Source organism: Aeromonas bestiarum (assembly GCF_028751155.1).
Classification (GTDB): domain Bacteria; phylum Pseudomonadota; class Gammaproteobacteria; order Enterobacterales; family Aeromonadaceae; genus Aeromonas; species Aeromonas bestiarum.
Genome location: NZ_CP064746.1, coordinates 3,068,117 through 3,082,162, shown reverse-complemented (window position 1 = coordinate 3,082,162; position 14,046 = coordinate 3,068,117). Strand labels below are relative to the sequence as shown.

The window sequence follows — 14,046 nt, the reverse complement described above, 5'->3', positions numbered from 1 at the left end:
GGTTATTATCCCATAAGGTTTTGTTACAAAAGGAAACCTGTCAGGTGATCGGGCGCCACGTCTTGGTCTGACAGGTTCGATATAATCGCTCGATCAACACAGACAGGCTTCCCCAACAAAGGAATTGATAGTGGCAACGATTAAAGACGTTTCTCGGTTGGCTAATGTGTCCATTTCAACTGTGTCGCGGGTGATCAACAACACGGCTCAGGTGGCACCAGAAAAGCGTGAGGCCGTATTGGCGGCCATGAAGGAACTGAATTTTCGTCCCAACAGTTTTGCCCAGGCACTGGTCAGCAAGCGCTCCAACTGCATCGGCGTTCTGGTGGGGGACCTGTGTGGCGGCCCCTTCTTTGCCCAGATGATGCGGGGCATCGAGACTATGGTCGACAAGGCGGACAAGTTCACCATCGTCATGTCCGGCAACCACGATGCGGTGCGCGAGCGTCACGCCATCCAGGCGCTGCTGCAGCGTCAGTGCGATGCGCTGATCCTGCACAGCAAGGCGCTGCCCGACGAGGAGTTGAGCGAGCTGGTGGCCGGCAATACCCCCATCGTCTTCATCAACCGCCAGGTGCCGGGCGCCGAGGATCGTTGTGTCTGGCTGGACAACCAGGCCGGCATCACCACCGCCTGCCAGCATCTGCTGGATGCGGGTCACCGCAAGATCGCCTTCGTGACCTCGGATGATGAAGAGTTCGTCGACGGCCAGCAGCGGATGGCGGGTTACCTTCACGCCTTGCAACGGGCGGGCATCGAGCTGGATCCGGCCTTGATTGGTCGTGCCTTCGCCGATGAGAATGGCGGTTATGTGGCCATGGGTGAGCTGCTGGAGCGGGGCGTCGAATTTACCGCCGTGCTCGGTTTCAACGATGCCATGGTGGCGGGGGCCATCTCCTGCCTGCTGGAGCGCGGCTACAAGATACCGCAGCAGATCTCTGTGGTGGGTTTCGATGACATACCCTATGCCCGCTACATCTATCCCAAGCTCACCACTGTGCGCTATCCCATCGAGGAGATGGGGGGACGGGCGGCCGAGCTGGCCCTGCGCCTGCTGGATCACAAGCCGGTCGACGGGCTGGCGCTCAAGTTCGAAGCCGAGCTGGTCAGACGGGAATCCGTCGCCTGACGAGACAGAATTGGCCCTGAATGGGCCAATTCTTCGTCGATGCGCAGCCAAAAATTTGAAAGCGTTTTCAGAAATCCTTTTCAACTGTGATCCGCTTCAAAGCTTTTTGGCCTGCCTGCCACTAGCATAGGCCCCACGAATTAGGAGCCTGCGCTCCCGATTTTCCCGCTGTGGGAGGTAACTGGTCAATCCAGCTATTTCCTTCGTTACTTTCGACGGTCATCATGGATGGCCGTTTTTTTTTGCCAGGATTTTTGCCAATGACAACAGAATGTAAACAGCAGACGGGGATAGTGGGGGCGGGTTGGCTGGGGCTGCCGCTGGCGAGGGCATTGCAGACGCAAGGCAAGGCCGTGGTGGTGACGGTCAGCTCGGCCGAGAAGGCCGCACGCCTGACGGCCGAAGGGGTAGCTGCCTGGCCGCTGCAGCTGTCGGCCCAGCTGGACGCCTTGCCGTTGCACTGCCGCGAGCTGGTGATCTGCGTGCCGCCGAGCAAGACGGAGGATTACCCGGCGGCCATCGCCCGCCTGTGCCAGCTGGCAAAGGCTGCGGGTGTGCAGCGGGTATTGTTCGTGAGCGCCACCTCGGTATGGGCGCCAGGGCAGGGGGAGGATGAACAGCCGGCTCCTGCCCACGCTCGCGGGATGCGGATGCTGGCCGCCGAGCAGGCGGTGCTGGCCACAGGTTTTGAGTGTGCCATGGTGCTGCGTCCCGCCGGCCTGTACGGTCCGGAACGCCATCCAGGGCGTTTCCTGGCGGGCAAGACTCTGGAGGGCGGTGGTCAGGCGGTGAACCTGGTGCATCTGGATGACGTGGTGGCCGCCTGCCAGCTGATACTGGCACAAGGCAAGGATGGCGATGCCTACAACCTGAGTGCGCCGGTCCATCCGCGCCGCGAGCAGTTCTATCCCTTTGCGGCCCGCCAGCTCGGCTTGCCGGTACCCGTCTTCATCGAGCCTGCCGGGATCTTTGCCCCGGTCGAGGGTCAGCGCATCTGTGAGCAACTCGGTTTTGCCTATCGCTGGCCCGATCCGGCCCACTGGTTTGCCGAGCTGGCCGCACAGGGTAACTGAGCATACCGCCCGGTTCTATGGGGTGGCATGGCGGTGGGGCACAGGCGACTCCAATGGCTTGGCACGGCGGGCAATTGAGGTTTGCCAAGGCGGGGCTCGCCCCCTATCATGCCGCCATCCATGATAGAGAGAGCGGTAATGATGGTAGATACAAGACGTCACCCCGATGGGGAGCTGTTGCTGAGAACCCTGGCAATGCCAGCCGATACCAACCCCAATGGCGACATCTTCGGGGGCTGGATCATGTCCCAGATGGATATAGGTGGGGGCATCATGGCCAAGGAGCTGGCAAAAGGACGTATTTGTACCGTTTCCGTCGAGGGCATGACCTTTCACAGCCCGGTCAAGGTAGGCGATGTGGTGTGCTGCTACGGGTGTTGCCTGAAGATTGGGCGCAGCTCCATGCGCCTTAAACTGGAGGTCTGGGTCAAGCCGGTGCTGCGTGCAAACGAAGCCCAGCGTTACTGCGTGACCGAGGGGATTTTCACCTACGTCGCCATCGACGATCAGGGCAAATCCCGCCCGGTTCCAGTCTGATCCGGCTCAGATCAGCCGGGCGTTGATGATGGATATTTCCTGCTCAAAGCCGGTTTTTTGCCGTATCATGCGTTCCAGCATCTCTTCCGAGCCGACACACTGCTCAGTGTCGAACAGGCAGAGATCGCACTGGGGATCCCGTCTGATCTGATAGACGGTGGAAAGCTCCACTTGATGACAATTTCCTTGTTGATCATAGAATGTCACGCGGTACTGGTGCTGTCTCGCCATCGTTGAATTCCTTCTGGATGCGCCGGGCCGGACACGAATCATTAGCCTAGTCGGCTGCGATGACATTTGTGATGGTCATGACACAATGCAGAGGCAGGTGGTTGTTAGCCAATGAAAAATAGTTATCGCATTCTGGGAACGTCGCTGCTGACGTTGGGGTTGGTCGGCTGTTTCGAGGTGCCGGATCAGGATCATCTGGTGACGGCGCAGGGCATCATTCCCGGCGTCAATTGCCAGAAGCCGCCGCTGGTAGCGCTGGCGTCCACCGCCTTGCCCCGCGAGTTTGGCATCACCGTCTGGAACCTCTACAAGGGTCAGCGTAAAAACTGGCGCGAGGGGCTGGACGAGTATGCAAAATCCCAGGATCTGGTGCTGCTGCAGGAGTCGGCGACCCGCCCGGACATGCTGGCGTGGCTCAAGGCCGGTGAGTTCCAGTGGCAACAGTTGCAGGCGTTCACCCAGGGTGGCGTCTCGTTTGGCGTCATGACGGTCGCCAAAACGCCACAGGCCTTCGTCTGCGGCGTTCGTTCGCCAGAGCCTCTGCTACGCATTCCCAAGTCCGGTCTGGTCAGCCTGTACCCCTTGCAGGGCGATCCTGACGGTGTACTGGTGGTGAACCTGCATGCGGTCAACTTCGAACTGGGCATGGCTACCTTCCGCGAGCAGCTCAATGATCTGACCGCCCTCATCCATCGCCATCAGGGCCCTGTCATTCTGGCGGGGGATTTCAACACCTGGAGCGACAAGCGCGAATTCTGGCTGAACAAGCTGGTGGGCGAGCTGGGGCTGCAGGAAGCCATTCCGGTGCCGGATCTGCGCCGTACCGCGTTTGGCCGTCCGCTGGATCACCTCTACTACCGCAATCTGGACCTGGTGGAAGTGAGCAGCCCGGCGACCGATGCCTCGGATCACAATCCCATCATGGCGCGTTTCGCGGCCCAGGCCATCACTCCCTGATGGCCCGCGGCTGCACCAGCAGTCGGCATCGATAAAAAAACACCCCGCACTTGGCGGGGTGTTTTTTTATGAAGTGACGGCGGCTCAGCTGTTGTTCTTCACGAACAGGGTCAGTTCCTGACCCGGCTTGAGGTAGTCGCTCTTGCCGAGCTGATTCCAGCGCATCACATCCATCACGGCGACCTGGAAGCGGGCGGCGATGGAGGAGAGGGAATCCCCCCGACGAACCTGATAGACCATGGACTTGTTGCTGCTCTTGCCCTGCTTGGGCCAGACCACCAGCTTCATGCCGGGTTTCAGGGCCGACCTGGCGTTAAGACCGTTCCACTTGGCCAGCTGATCATGGGTCACCCCGTGTGCCTGGCTGATGCTCCAGAGATTGTCACCGGAACGCACCTTGTACTGGATCTTGCTGCCGCTGCGACTGGCAATCTGCTGCGACTTGCTCTGGGCTGCCTGACTGGTGACCTGTTTGCTGCCACCGGTCGGGATCATCAGGGTCTGGCCACGGCGCAGGTTGTTGCCACTCAGGTTGTTGGCCAGCTTGAGCTGTTGCACGCTCACCCCGTGATTCTGGGCGATGCGGGAGAGGGTATCGCCACTGGTGACCTGATAGGAGCGGGTGCGGATGCGCTCGCTCTGGGGCAGATCGGCCAGGGCCAGTTCCAGGGTATCGGCATATTCGACCGGTACCAGCAGGCGATAGGGGCCCTGAGGCGAGGTCGACCAGCGGCTCAGGGCCGGATTGACCTCTTTCAACTGGGCCGGGCGCAGACCCGCCAGCTGGGCGGCCACGTTCAAATCGATCTGGCCCCCGGTGTTGACCACCCGCAGCTGCGGTTTGTTGGCCAGTACCGGCAGGGTGACATTGTATTTGTCCGCGTTGCGGATCATGTCAGCCATGGCCAGGATCTTGGGCACATACATCCGGGTCTCACGGGGCAGATCGAGGGACCAGTAGTCGGTTGGACGACCGGCCTTCTGATTGCGGACTATGGCATTGCGCACGCGCCCTTCACCGGCATTGTAGGCGGCCAGCGTTTGCAGCCAGTCACCATCAAAGAAGCGGTTCAGGTACTCCAGATAATCCAGCGCGGCATTGGTGGAAGCCAATACATCGCGGCGGCCGTCATACCAGCTGTCGTGGCGCAGGCCGAAGTTCTTGCCGGTCGCAGGGACGAATTGCCACAGACCGACCGCATTGCTGCGGGAGCGGGCGTGGGGATCGAACATGCTCTCGATCATGGGGATGGTAATAAGCTCCATTGGCAGCTCACGCCGTTCGATTTCCTCTACCATCAGATACAGGTAGGGCTCAGCCCGGCTGGCAATGGTCGCCAGATGCTTATCATTGCGTAGTAACCAATCGCGCTGCTGGCGGACACGGTCGTTCTCCTGCGGATCAAACTGCATATCATCGCTGATACGCACCCACAGGTTCTCGGTGTCATCCAGTTCGTCTATCTGTTCGTCACCAAACAGGAAGCGCGCAGAATGTTTTTTATACGCTTTTTTGTTGACTTGGGGGGACTTGATCGGCTCGATTGCCGTTAGCGCCCGGTCATCCTGATGGCTCAGGTTTTGGCAGCCGCTGAGAAACAGCGCCGCCAATAAGGCCGTTCGTACCTTCATCTCGCTCAGGTCATCTCTTGAAAAACAGCTGGCATCATAAGGGGCAATGGCCCCCTGATCAAGGTTTGTTCAAAAAACGTCCTTCCAGCTGCGTAGCACGGCGAAGGTATCCTCTGGATTTTCCAAGCATTTTAAGGCGTGCTTCTCAGCAGAAAATTTCACGGAATCCTGTTCGCAGCGCAGAAAAACGTTGAACTCACGCTCATCACCCAGCCGGGAGGGGAGACTCGGCAGGCCCTGCTGGCGCAGTTTGCTGATCAGCCCGATCCGCTGCTGGATCGCCTGGTTGTCAGGCTCGACCGCGTAGGCGAAACGCAGGTTGGAGAGGGTGTACTCATGGGCACAATAGATGAGGGTGTCGTCGGGCAGGGCGGCGAGCCGTTGCAGCGAGTCATGCATCTGGGCCGGGGTCCCTTCGAACAGGCGACCGCAACCGGCGGAGAAGAGGGTATCACCACAGAACAGCATGCCATGGCCGTGGTAGGCGATGTGGCCACGGGTATGGCCTGGCACGTGGATGACATCCAGGCTCAGGCCATGCCAGTTGATCTGATCCCCGTCATCGAGCCACTGACCGTGGTGATCGGGCATGGGATCATGTTTGGGGCCATAGAGTCTTGCATGAGGGAAGTGAGCGAGCAGGGCGGTGACGCCGCCCACATGATCCTGGTGGTGGTGAGTCAGCAGGATGGCGTCGAGTTGCAGCTCCAGCACCGCCAGCCGCTCCAGCACGGGGGCCGCATCGCCAGGGTCGACTACCAGACAGTGATTTTCGTGTCGGATCAACCAGATGTAGTTGTCGTTAAAGGCTGGAACTGTGATCACTGGATACATGAGTCTGCTTCTCTTTATGGAGGGTATCTTATATAACTGGATGGCGTTCGAACCCCAAGTTGAGCCCTATTATGCAGTTGGCACGTACCGAACAACAAATCGAGATCCCGACCAGCTGGTCGGCGTTACCCATGGGGGACTGGGTGGCGGCCGAGATCCAGGAGCGGCTCGACAGCTGGTGCCCACATCTGTTTGGTTATCATCTGCTTAAAGTCGGCGCCCTGAGCGCCGAGCTCTCCTGTGGCTGCTCTTCCATCCACCACCAGATAGGGGTGGCGACCAGTGGTCGGCTGCTGGATATCCAGGGCGATCCACTGGCCTTGCCGGTGCGAACCGGCAGCGTGGATGCCTGTCTGCTTGCCCATTGTCTCGATTTCTCGCCCGACCCCCACCAGGTGCTGCGTGAAGCCGAACGTGTGTTGACCGACGATGGCTGGCTCATCGTCAGCGGCTATAACCCGCTCAGTCTGGTCGGTATCGGTCATTGTCTGCCTTTCCTGCGTCAACATCTGCCCTGGTCGGCTCGCATGTTCACCCCGGCGCGGGTCACCGACTGGTTGCAACTGCTCGGTTGCGAGGTGATGTTTGATGAGCGCTTCGGCTATTCGTTCATGAGCAAGCAGAGCCGGATCGGCTGGTGGCGGGAGAGTGTGGGGCGGGATTACTTCAGACCCTTTGCATCTGTCTATGTGATAGCCGCGCGCAAGCGGCGTTTTCCACTCATCCCGGTGCGCCGTCGCTGGCGTTTGCCTGAGTCGATAGCGGCACCGGGCATGGCGCGTCAGGGCTGGTAGCCCATATCCTAGACGAACAACTCGCGACCGCTCGGGTCAAAGACGCTCGTCACCCTTTGACAGGTGGGATCAGGGTTGATAGCCGGTGTCTTCGGCGAGTTGCTTGCCACTGGCGGCATCGCGCGCCAGCACATCGCAGCGTTCATTCTCGGGGTGACCCGAGTGTCCCTTGACCCAGAGCCACTCGATCTGATGGCGGGCCACTTCCGCATCCAGCTCCTTCCAGAGGTCGACGTTCTTGACCGGCTGGCGGTTTGAGGTCATCCATCCCTTCTTCTTCCAGCCGATGATCCACTGGGTGATCCCCTGGCGCACATACTGGCTGTCGGTGGTGAGCCGTACCTGGCAGGCCGCATTGAGGGTGCGCAGCCCCATGATGGCGGCCATCAGCTCCATCCGGTTATTGGTGGTCAGCCGAAAACCACCGGAAATCTCCTTGCGGTGATCGCCATAGACCAGGACGGCGCCATAGCCACCCGGGCCAGGATTGCCTAGGCAGGAACCATCCGTGTATAAATCAATGTGTTTTAACATGAGCAATCGATCTTTTTTAGCATGAGTCTTGGGGTAAACTAGCGGGTAAGGCCGAAGTTTGACATAGATTGGATCATGAACACACCCCAACTGAATCGCCAGATCATTCTGGATACTGAAACCACAGGTATGAACACCGCCGGTGGCCCCATCTATCTGGGACACCGCATCATAGAGATCGGCTGTGTGGAGGTGATCAACCGCAAGCTGACCGGCAATCACTACCACGTCTATATCAAGCCGGATCGGCTGGTGGATCCCGAGGCCATCCAGGTGCACGGCATCACGGATGCCTTCCTGGTTGACAAGCCCCCGTTCAGCCAGATCGCCAACGACTTCATCGAGTTCATCCGTGGCGCCGAGCTTATCGCCCACAACGCGCCCTTTGACGTGAGCTTCATGGACTACGAGTTCGGCAAGCTCGGACTCAACTTCAAGACCAAGGATATCTGCAGCATCACAGATACCCTGGCGATGGCGCGGGATCTCTTCCCGGGCAAACGCAACAACCTGGATGTGCTGTGCGATCGCTATGGCATAGACAACTCCCACCGGACCTTGCACGGGGCTTTGCTCGATGCGGAGATCCTGGCCGACGTTTACCTGCTGATGACGGGTGGCCAGACCAAGCTGAACCTGGCCACCGAAAGCCAGGAGAACGAGCGCAATCAGGACACCAGCATCCGTCGACTGGAGAGCAACCGTCCGCCACTCAAGGTCGTGCGTGCCGGCGCCGACATCGAAGCCGTGCACGAGGCGAGGCTGGATCTGGTCCAGAAGAAAGGAGGAGCCTGCCTGTGGCGGCAATGAGCAAGCTATGGAGCGGTCTGCTGCTGCTGACCTCGCTGACGGCCGGGGCCAACGAGGTGTTTGCCCCCTCCGACATTCCCCTGCTCGATAATCGCTTTCGCATCGATTACGGGGTAAAGGAGATCACCTTCATAGTGACGCGCAAGCCGGGCACTCCTTCGGTGATCCTGGTGCGGCCCGATGGCAGCAAGTTGTATGTCGGCAAGGTGACGCCGCCCGAGGTGGGCTGGCTGGCGCTCAAGGATCAGGATCTCATCACCATCCGTGACCCCATGCCGGGTCCCTGGCAGGCCATCGGCGAGGTGGATCCTGAAAACAGGGTGCGCATCCTGTCGAACATCAAGCTGGAAACCGATCTGCTGCCGACCCAGCTCTATCAGGGAGAAATCGTCAAGCTCAAGTCCTGGTTGCTGATCGACGATGCCCCGCCCAAGGAGGGTTACTACCTCACGGATCTCGGCATGACGGTGAAGCTGCAGCGCTTCAACGATGCCAAGCAGCAGGGCGAGCCCATTCTGGATGAGGTGCTCGGCCACTATCGCGATGATGGCAAGGGGCTCGACGAGGTGCCGGGTGATGGCATCATGACCGCCAAGGCGGTGCTGGATGTCCCGGCCGGCAAATACAGAGCGCTCTACAGCACCGGCAATCAGGTCTTCTCGCGCGCCCGCTATCAGGATGTGCTGATCTACCCGCTACCGGTCGGTTATACCCTGGCGGCGCCGTCGAAAGAGTACGGTGCCCGGCTCTCCTTCCTGATTGACGGCGATGAGCTGGATCCCGCCTCCGTGATCATCAAGGGCAAGGCAACCAATACCGTAGGGGCCAGCATGGCGTTCAGCGCGGTGGCGACCGAGCCCAGGGTGGAGGTCGATCTCTCCGTCATCAAGGAGGTGGGCCAGTATGACGTGACGGCCACCCTGTTCGGGACCACCCGTCTGGGCCGCGAGATTCAGGTCACTCTGCCGGTCAAGTCATTCAACATCTTCCCCGTGCTGGCGCCACCCCCTTCGGCCGCGTCCGCAGCTTCGGCAGCCGTACCCGATCAAGTGAAATTTGAGGAGAAAGAGAGCAGCGGCTGGCTGTTCTGGTTGCTGGGCGGTGTCGGTATCCTGGTGACTCTGCTCGGCGGGGTTGGGTTCATCCTGTTGCAAAAGCGCCGGGCATTGCAAAAGGCGATGGCTGCGCAGAAGGCTGAGAATGAGGGGGCCAAATCCGAGGCCAAGCTGGACTTGAACCTGCCCGAGCAGTAAGAGTTTGCCCTCAATGAAAAAGCCGCCCTGTTGAGGCGGCTTTTTCATGTGTAGTGGTTGGCCAGTCTGGGTGAGGGAGGATCAGTGATCCCCGACGTAGATATCCTTGTGCTGATCACGGATCTCGAGGAACTTGTCCAGATTGGCCAGCATCAGCTCCACCAGCCGGGGATCAAAGTGCTGTCCCTTCTCCTCTTCAATCAGCGCCAGTACCTTGTCCAATGGCCACGCCTTCTTGTAGCAGCGATCCGAGCCCAGGGCATCGAACACGTCGGCCAGCGCCACCACTCGCCCTTCGAGCGGTATTGAATCGCCCTTGAGGCCGCGGGGATAGCCGCTGCCATTCCATTTCTCATGGTGGTTGCCGGCTATGGTGGCGCCTATCTGGAACAGCGCCAGATCGCTGCCGGAGAGCATGTCCTGCCCCAGCTGGGCGTGGGTCTTCATGATCTCCCACTCTTCCGGGGTCAGCTTGCCCGGCTTGTGGAGGATGGCATCCGGGATCCCCACCTTACCGATGTCGTGCAGCGGGGAGGCGCGCTTGATGAGCTCACTCTGCTCTTCGCTCATGCCGAGCAACTGGCAGAACAGCTCTGTGTAGAGGGCGACCCGCTTGACGTGCAGGCCAGACTCCTTGGAGCGGGTCTCCACCAGCTCACCGATGCGGTAGATGATCTCGCGCTGGTTGTCGGCGATGACCTCGTTGAGCCGGATATTTTCCAGCGCCACTATGATGTTTTCGGTAAACAGGCTCAGCAGGCCCGTGTCCATCTGGCTGAGATGGCGGGTCGTCTCGATATGAAACAGCAGGTGATGACGGGGATTCTGGCAGTAGAGCACCATCTGGTTGCCGTCATAGACGTTGGCGCGATTGGCCATTGCCTGGCGCAAGATCAGGGGGGCATCGACCAGCCGCACGGACGGATGGCCAGGCAGCAGGGGCTCCAGGATCTGATCCCGCACCTCGTAGGCAAACTGTTTTACATCATAGATCTGGGACTCTTCCAGATTGAGCAGGGCACCGAGCTGCTCCTGAGCTCCTTCGACGAACTGGCGCAGTGCCCGTTTCTCGAAGATCCCCTTGGAGGCCTCGATGACCTTCTCCAGCCCCTGGCGATTGCTCTCCAGAGTACGAATATCGCGGTATGAACGCAGGCTGGCCCGCAGCAGGGTTCGCAGCTTCTGGGAGGTGAGCTCTGTCTTGTCCTTGTAATCGTTGATGTCGTAGTTGGTGACCACATCATCTTCCGGCGCCTGACCCGGTTGTCCGGTCCGCAGCACTATGCGCACCATTTTGTTCTGCAGATCCTCGCGCACGAACTTGACCACATCGAGTCCGGCGTGATCGACTTCCATGACGACGTCGAGCAGCAACAAGGCTACATCCGGGGTCTTGGCGAGCAACTCCTTGGCCTGCGCGGCTGAATAAGCATGCAAAAATTCAATGGGTTTGTTATCGAATTCAAACTTGCTCAGGGTGATCTTGGTGATGCGATGTACCTCGGGTTCATCGTCCACAATCATCACCTTCCATCCAGCCTGCTGGTTATCGAGAAGGGGCAGATCGTCATCGTCAATAATCAGGATTTGGTCATCCATCATGCAATCCTGTTTGGGATCCTGTGCTTACATTAACTGCTTCACTAAGGATAGGAAACTTATTGGGAAATAAAATTTGATCTGTGAAATCTCTTTGTTGTCATCGTGATCCAGGCCCATAAAAAACGCCTCCACATGGGAGGCGTTTGGCTATTTTCCTGTGGGTCAGGCTGCTCTGTGATAGGCCGATGGCTCGAACAGGGCCTTGTTGGCAACCAGGTCGATGGGGTCGAAATCATCGACGTTGATGGTGCGCAGGCGGCTTTCTTCGGCACGGCGCAGCAAGTCAGCCTCGCTCTGGTTGAGTACTCCCAGTGCCAGGCCTGCATCCGCCACCTTGTTCAGCTGCATAAACGGACGCTTGATACCGTCAGCCTTGCATACTTTCTCAAACAGCGGTTCGGCAGAGAGCACGTCATCGAGTGCCTGTTCCAGCAGACCGAAGGGGTTGCCCTCTTCGCGGGTCAGATACTGGCCCATGGCCAGACGGCTGCGAGTCTCGCTCGGCGTCTGCAGCAGACGGGCAACCTGGCTGTCCAGCTTGTCGCTCGGGCGCTTCATGTCACGGCCAAGGGGCAGCACTATGACGCGCAGAGCCAAGCCAATCCAGCGGTTCGGGAAGTTGCGCAGCAGCTCGTCGATCGCCTCTTGCGCCTTGAACATAGCATCCTGCAGCGCCCAGTGCAGCAGCGGCAGATCCGCCTGCTGACGACCCTCATCCTGATAACGCTTGAGGGCACTCGAAGCCAGATAGAGCTGACTCAGCACATCGCCCAGGCGGGCGGAGACCCGCTCCTTGCGCTTGAGCTCGCCGCCCAGGGTGCCCATCGCCATGTCTGACAGGAAGGCCAGGTTGGCAGAGAGGCGGGAGAGTTGCTGGTAGTAGCCCTTGGTCTGATCCTTGAACGGTGCGGGCGCAAGGCGGGCACCGGTCAGGCCCAGCCAGAAGCTGCGTACCAGGTTGCTGATGGCAAAACCGACGTGACTGAACATCGCCTTGTCAAAATCCTTCAGTGCCTGATCCTTGTCAGGGTGGCTGGCGGCCAGCATCTCCGGCAACACATAGGGGTGGCAGCGAATGGCGCCCTGACCGTAGATGATCATGCTGCGGGTCAGGATGTTGGCGCCCTCTACGGTGACGGCGATGGGCGCACCCTGATAGCCGCGGGCCAGATAGTTGTTGGGGCCCATGCAGATGGCCTTGCCGCCGTGGATGTCCATGGCATCTATGATGCACTTCTGGGCACGGTCGGTGAGGTGGTATTTGACGATGGCGGAGATGACCGAGGGTTTTTCCCCCAGATCGATGCCGGTTACCGTCAGGTTGGCGGCGGCGCCCATGATGTAGGCGTTGCCACCGAGACGGGCCAGCGGCTCTTCAATGCCTTCCATCTTGCCGATGGGCAGCTTGAACTGGCGACGGATGCGGCTGTAGGCGCCGGTCGCCAGGGCCAGCATCTTGACGCCGCCCGTGCTGTTGGAGGGCAGCGTGATGCCGCGGCCAACCGAGAGGCATTCGACCAGCATGCGCCAGCCCTGACCGGCCATGGCCGGGCCACCTATGATGAAATCGAGCGGTACGAACACATTGTCGCCACGGGTCGGGCCATTCTGGAACGGCACGTTGAGCGGGAAGTGGCGGCGGCCGATCTCGACCCCCTTGATGTGGGTCGGGATCAGGGCACAGGTGATCCCCAGCTCCTCGTCTTCACCCAGCAGGTGATCCGGGTCACGCAGCTTGAAGGCCAGACCCAGTACGGTGGCGATGGGGGCGAGCGTGATGTAGCGCTTGTTCCAGGTCAGCCGCATACCGAGCACCTCTTCCCCTTCCCACTCACCCTTGCAGATGATGCCGAAGTCGGGGATGGAGCCTGCGTCTGAACCCGCTTCCGGGCTGGTCAGTGCGAAGCAGGGGATCTCCTTGCCGATTGCCAGACGGGGCAGGTAGTGGTCTTTCTGCTCATCGGTGCCGTAGTGCTGCAGCAGTTCACCCGGGCCGAGCGAGTTGGGCACGCCCACGGTGGAAGCCAGCACGGCGCTGGCGCCACACAGTTTTTGCAGTACGCAGGACTGGGCATAGGCGGAGAATTCCAGACCACCGTATTTCTTCTTGATGATCATGGCGAAGAACTTGTTGTCCTTCAGGTATTGCCACACCTCGGGGGAGAGATCGGCCCGCTCGTGGGTCACTTCCCAGTCGTTGACCATGCGGCAGACTTCTTCAACCGGACCGTCCATGAAGGCTTGCTCTTCGGCTGACAGCACGCTGACAGGGATGGCGTGCAGCTTCTTCCAGTTCGGGTTGCCGGCAAACAGATCGGCTTCCCACCAGGTGGTGCCCGCCTCGATGGCTTCCTTCTCGGTGCGGGACATCTCCGGCATGATGGACTTGTAGAGCTTGAACAGCGGCTTGGTCAGCTGATTGCGGCGAAAATCCACCAGATTGAGGGGGATGGCAATCACGGCGAACAGTGCCCACACCAGCAGGGGGACATGGCCATAGAATGTGCCGGCGACCAGGGCGGCGGCCGTGGCAAGCGTGGATGTGAACAGAGACGCCCGGCGATAAGCCATGGCGCCGATCACCAGGATCACCCCGAGCAGAGTGAGGGTCGTCGTCATTTTTCGCTCCTTGCATGAGTTGCCGAAGTTGGGTGAAAAGT

General features: G+C 59.8%; 13 protein-coding genes. 7 read left to right on the top strand and 6 right to left on the bottom strand.

What is annotated here, in order from left to right:
* Positions 1–130: 130 nt before the first annotated feature.
* The 3 genes from IU367_RS14255 (at position 131) to yciA (ending at position 2,739) form a co-directional block, all read left to right on the top strand.
* Positions 131–1,129, top strand: a complete 999-nt coding sequence (locus IU367_RS14255; protein WP_241324611.1) for a LacI family DNA-binding transcriptional regulator — start codon at positions 131–133, stop codon at positions 1,127–1,129.
* 260 nt (positions 1,130–1,389) lie between these two features.
* On the top strand, positions 1,390–2,202 hold the full coding sequence (locus IU367_RS14250) for an NAD-dependent epimerase/dehydratase family protein (RefSeq protein ID WP_241324612.1): 813 nt from the start codon (positions 1,390–1,392) through the stop codon (positions 2,200–2,202).
* 138 nt (positions 2,203–2,340) lie between these two features.
* Positions 2,341–2,739, top strand: coding sequence for an acyl-CoA thioester hydrolase YciA (gene yciA, locus IU367_RS14245; RefSeq protein ID WP_241324613.1), 399 nt, complete (start codon positions 2,341–2,343; stop codon positions 2,737–2,739).
* Between the two features lie 6 nt (positions 2,740–2,745).
* Here the strand turns inward: yciA and IU367_RS14240 are convergent, their stop codons facing one another.
* Entirely contained in the window at positions 2,746–2,970 is a 225-nt protein-coding gene (locus IU367_RS14240) for a hypothetical protein (RefSeq protein ID WP_042872430.1), read from the bottom strand.
* Between the two features lie 111 nt (positions 2,971–3,081).
* On the opposite strand from IU367_RS14240, the gene IU367_RS14235 reads away from it, so the two are divergent.
* Positions 3,082–3,927 carry an endonuclease/exonuclease/phosphatase family protein gene (locus IU367_RS14235; RefSeq protein WP_042872428.1) on the top strand — a complete coding sequence of 282 codons (846 nt, stop codon included), beginning with the start codon at positions 3,082–3,084 and terminating at the stop codon, positions 3,925–3,927.
* Between the two features lie 84 nt (positions 3,928–4,011).
* Here the strand turns inward: IU367_RS14235 and IU367_RS14230 are convergent, their stop codons facing one another.
* Both IU367_RS14230 and gloB read right to left on the bottom strand, forming a co-directional pair.
* The gene (locus IU367_RS14230; protein ID WP_103471912.1) at positions 4,012–5,559 is read right to left on the bottom strand and encodes a lytic transglycosylase; all 1,548 of its coding nucleotides are present in this window, start codon (positions 5,557–5,559) and stop codon (positions 4,012–4,014) included.
* A 69-nt stretch (positions 5,560–5,628) separates the two neighbouring features.
* A complete protein-coding gene (gloB, locus tag IU367_RS14225) occupies positions 5,629–6,393 on the bottom strand; it encodes a hydroxyacylglutathione hydrolase (RefSeq protein WP_274452236.1) in 765 nt (254 codons plus the stop codon).
* 71 nt (positions 6,394–6,464) lie between these two features.
* On the opposite strand from gloB, the gene IU367_RS14220 reads away from it, so the two are divergent.
* On the top strand, positions 6,465–7,187 hold the full coding sequence (locus IU367_RS14220) for a class I SAM-dependent methyltransferase (RefSeq protein WP_274452234.1): 723 nt from the start codon (positions 6,465–6,467) through the stop codon (positions 7,185–7,187).
* Positions 7,188–7,256: 69 nt separating this feature from the next.
* Here IU367_RS14220 and rnhA read toward each other — a convergent pair whose 3' ends face one another.
* A complete protein-coding gene (gene rnhA, locus IU367_RS14215; protein WP_274452233.1) occupies positions 7,257–7,721 on the bottom strand; it encodes a ribonuclease HI in 465 nt (154 codons plus the stop codon).
* 75 nt (positions 7,722–7,796) lie between these two features.
* Here rnhA and dnaQ point away from each other — a divergent pair, with 75 nt between their 5' ends.
* Positions 7,797–8,531, top strand: coding sequence for a DNA polymerase III subunit epsilon (dnaQ, locus tag IU367_RS14210; RefSeq protein WP_042034628.1), 735 nt, complete (start codon positions 7,797–7,799; stop codon positions 8,529–8,531).
* The gene (locus tag IU367_RS14205; protein ID WP_043138491.1) at positions 8,528–9,784 is read left to right on the top strand and encodes a TIGR03503 family protein; all 1,257 of its coding nucleotides are present in this window, start codon (positions 8,528–8,530) and stop codon (positions 9,782–9,784) included. The genes dnaQ and IU367_RS14205 overlap by 4 nt, the downstream gene beginning before the upstream one ends.
* 81 nt (positions 9,785–9,865) lie before the next feature.
* Here IU367_RS14205 and IU367_RS14200 read toward each other — a convergent pair whose 3' ends face one another.
* Both IU367_RS14200 and fadE read right to left on the bottom strand, forming a co-directional pair.
* The gene (locus tag IU367_RS14200; RefSeq protein ID WP_043138490.1) at positions 9,866–11,383 is read right to left on the bottom strand and encodes an HD domain-containing phosphohydrolase; all 1,518 of its coding nucleotides are present in this window, start codon (positions 11,381–11,383) and stop codon (positions 9,866–9,868) included.
* A 165-nt stretch (positions 11,384–11,548) separates the two neighbouring features.
* A complete protein-coding gene (gene fadE / locus IU367_RS14195) occupies positions 11,549–14,005 on the bottom strand; it encodes an acyl-CoA dehydrogenase FadE (RefSeq protein WP_274452232.1) in 2,457 nt (818 codons plus the stop codon).
* Between the last annotated feature and the right edge of the window lie 41 nt (positions 14,006–14,046).

What these genes read in the sequence shown, in the direction of transcription:
- IU367_RS14250 (WP_241324612.1), top strand. Translation starts at nt 1,390, where the DNA reads ATGACAACAGAATGTAAACAGCAGACGGGGATAGTGGGGGCGGGTTGG.
- yciA (WP_241324613.1), top strand. Translation starts at nt 2,341, where the DNA reads ATGATGGTAGATACAAGACGTCACCCCGATGGGGAGCTGTTGCTGAGA.
- IU367_RS14240 (WP_042872430.1), bottom strand. Translation starts at nt 2,970, where the DNA reads ATGGCGAGACAGCACCAGTACCGCGTGACATTCTATGATCAACAAGGA.
- IU367_RS14235 (WP_042872428.1), top strand. Translation starts at nt 3,082, where the DNA reads ATGAAAAATAGTTATCGCATTCTGGGAACGTCGCTGCTGACGTTGGGG.
- IU367_RS14230 (WP_103471912.1), bottom strand. Translation starts at nt 5,559, where the DNA reads ATGAAGGTACGAACGGCCTTATTGGCGGCGCTGTTTCTCAGCGGCTGC.
- gloB (WP_274452236.1), bottom strand. Translation starts at nt 6,393, where the DNA reads ATGTATCCAGTGATCACAGTTCCAGCCTTTAACGACAACTACATCTGG.
- IU367_RS14220 (WP_274452234.1), top strand. Translation starts at nt 6,465, where the DNA reads ATGCAGTTGGCACGTACCGAACAACAAATCGAGATCCCGACCAGCTGG.
- rnhA (WP_274452233.1), bottom strand. Translation starts at nt 7,721, where the DNA reads ATGTTAAAACACATTGATTTATACACGGATGGTTCCTGCCTAGGCAAT.
- dnaQ (WP_042034628.1), top strand. Translation starts at nt 7,797, where the DNA reads ATGAACACACCCCAACTGAATCGCCAGATCATTCTGGATACTGAAACC.
- IU367_RS14205 (WP_043138491.1), top strand. Translation starts at nt 8,528, where the DNA reads ATGAGCAAGCTATGGAGCGGTCTGCTGCTGCTGACCTCGCTGACGGCC.
- IU367_RS14200 (WP_043138490.1), bottom strand. Translation starts at nt 11,383, where the DNA reads ATGGATGACCAAATCCTGATTATTGACGATGACGATCTGCCCCTTCTC.
- fadE (WP_274452232.1), bottom strand. Translation starts at nt 14,005, where the DNA reads ATGACGACGACCCTCACTCTGCTCGGGGTGATCCTGGTGATCGGCGCC.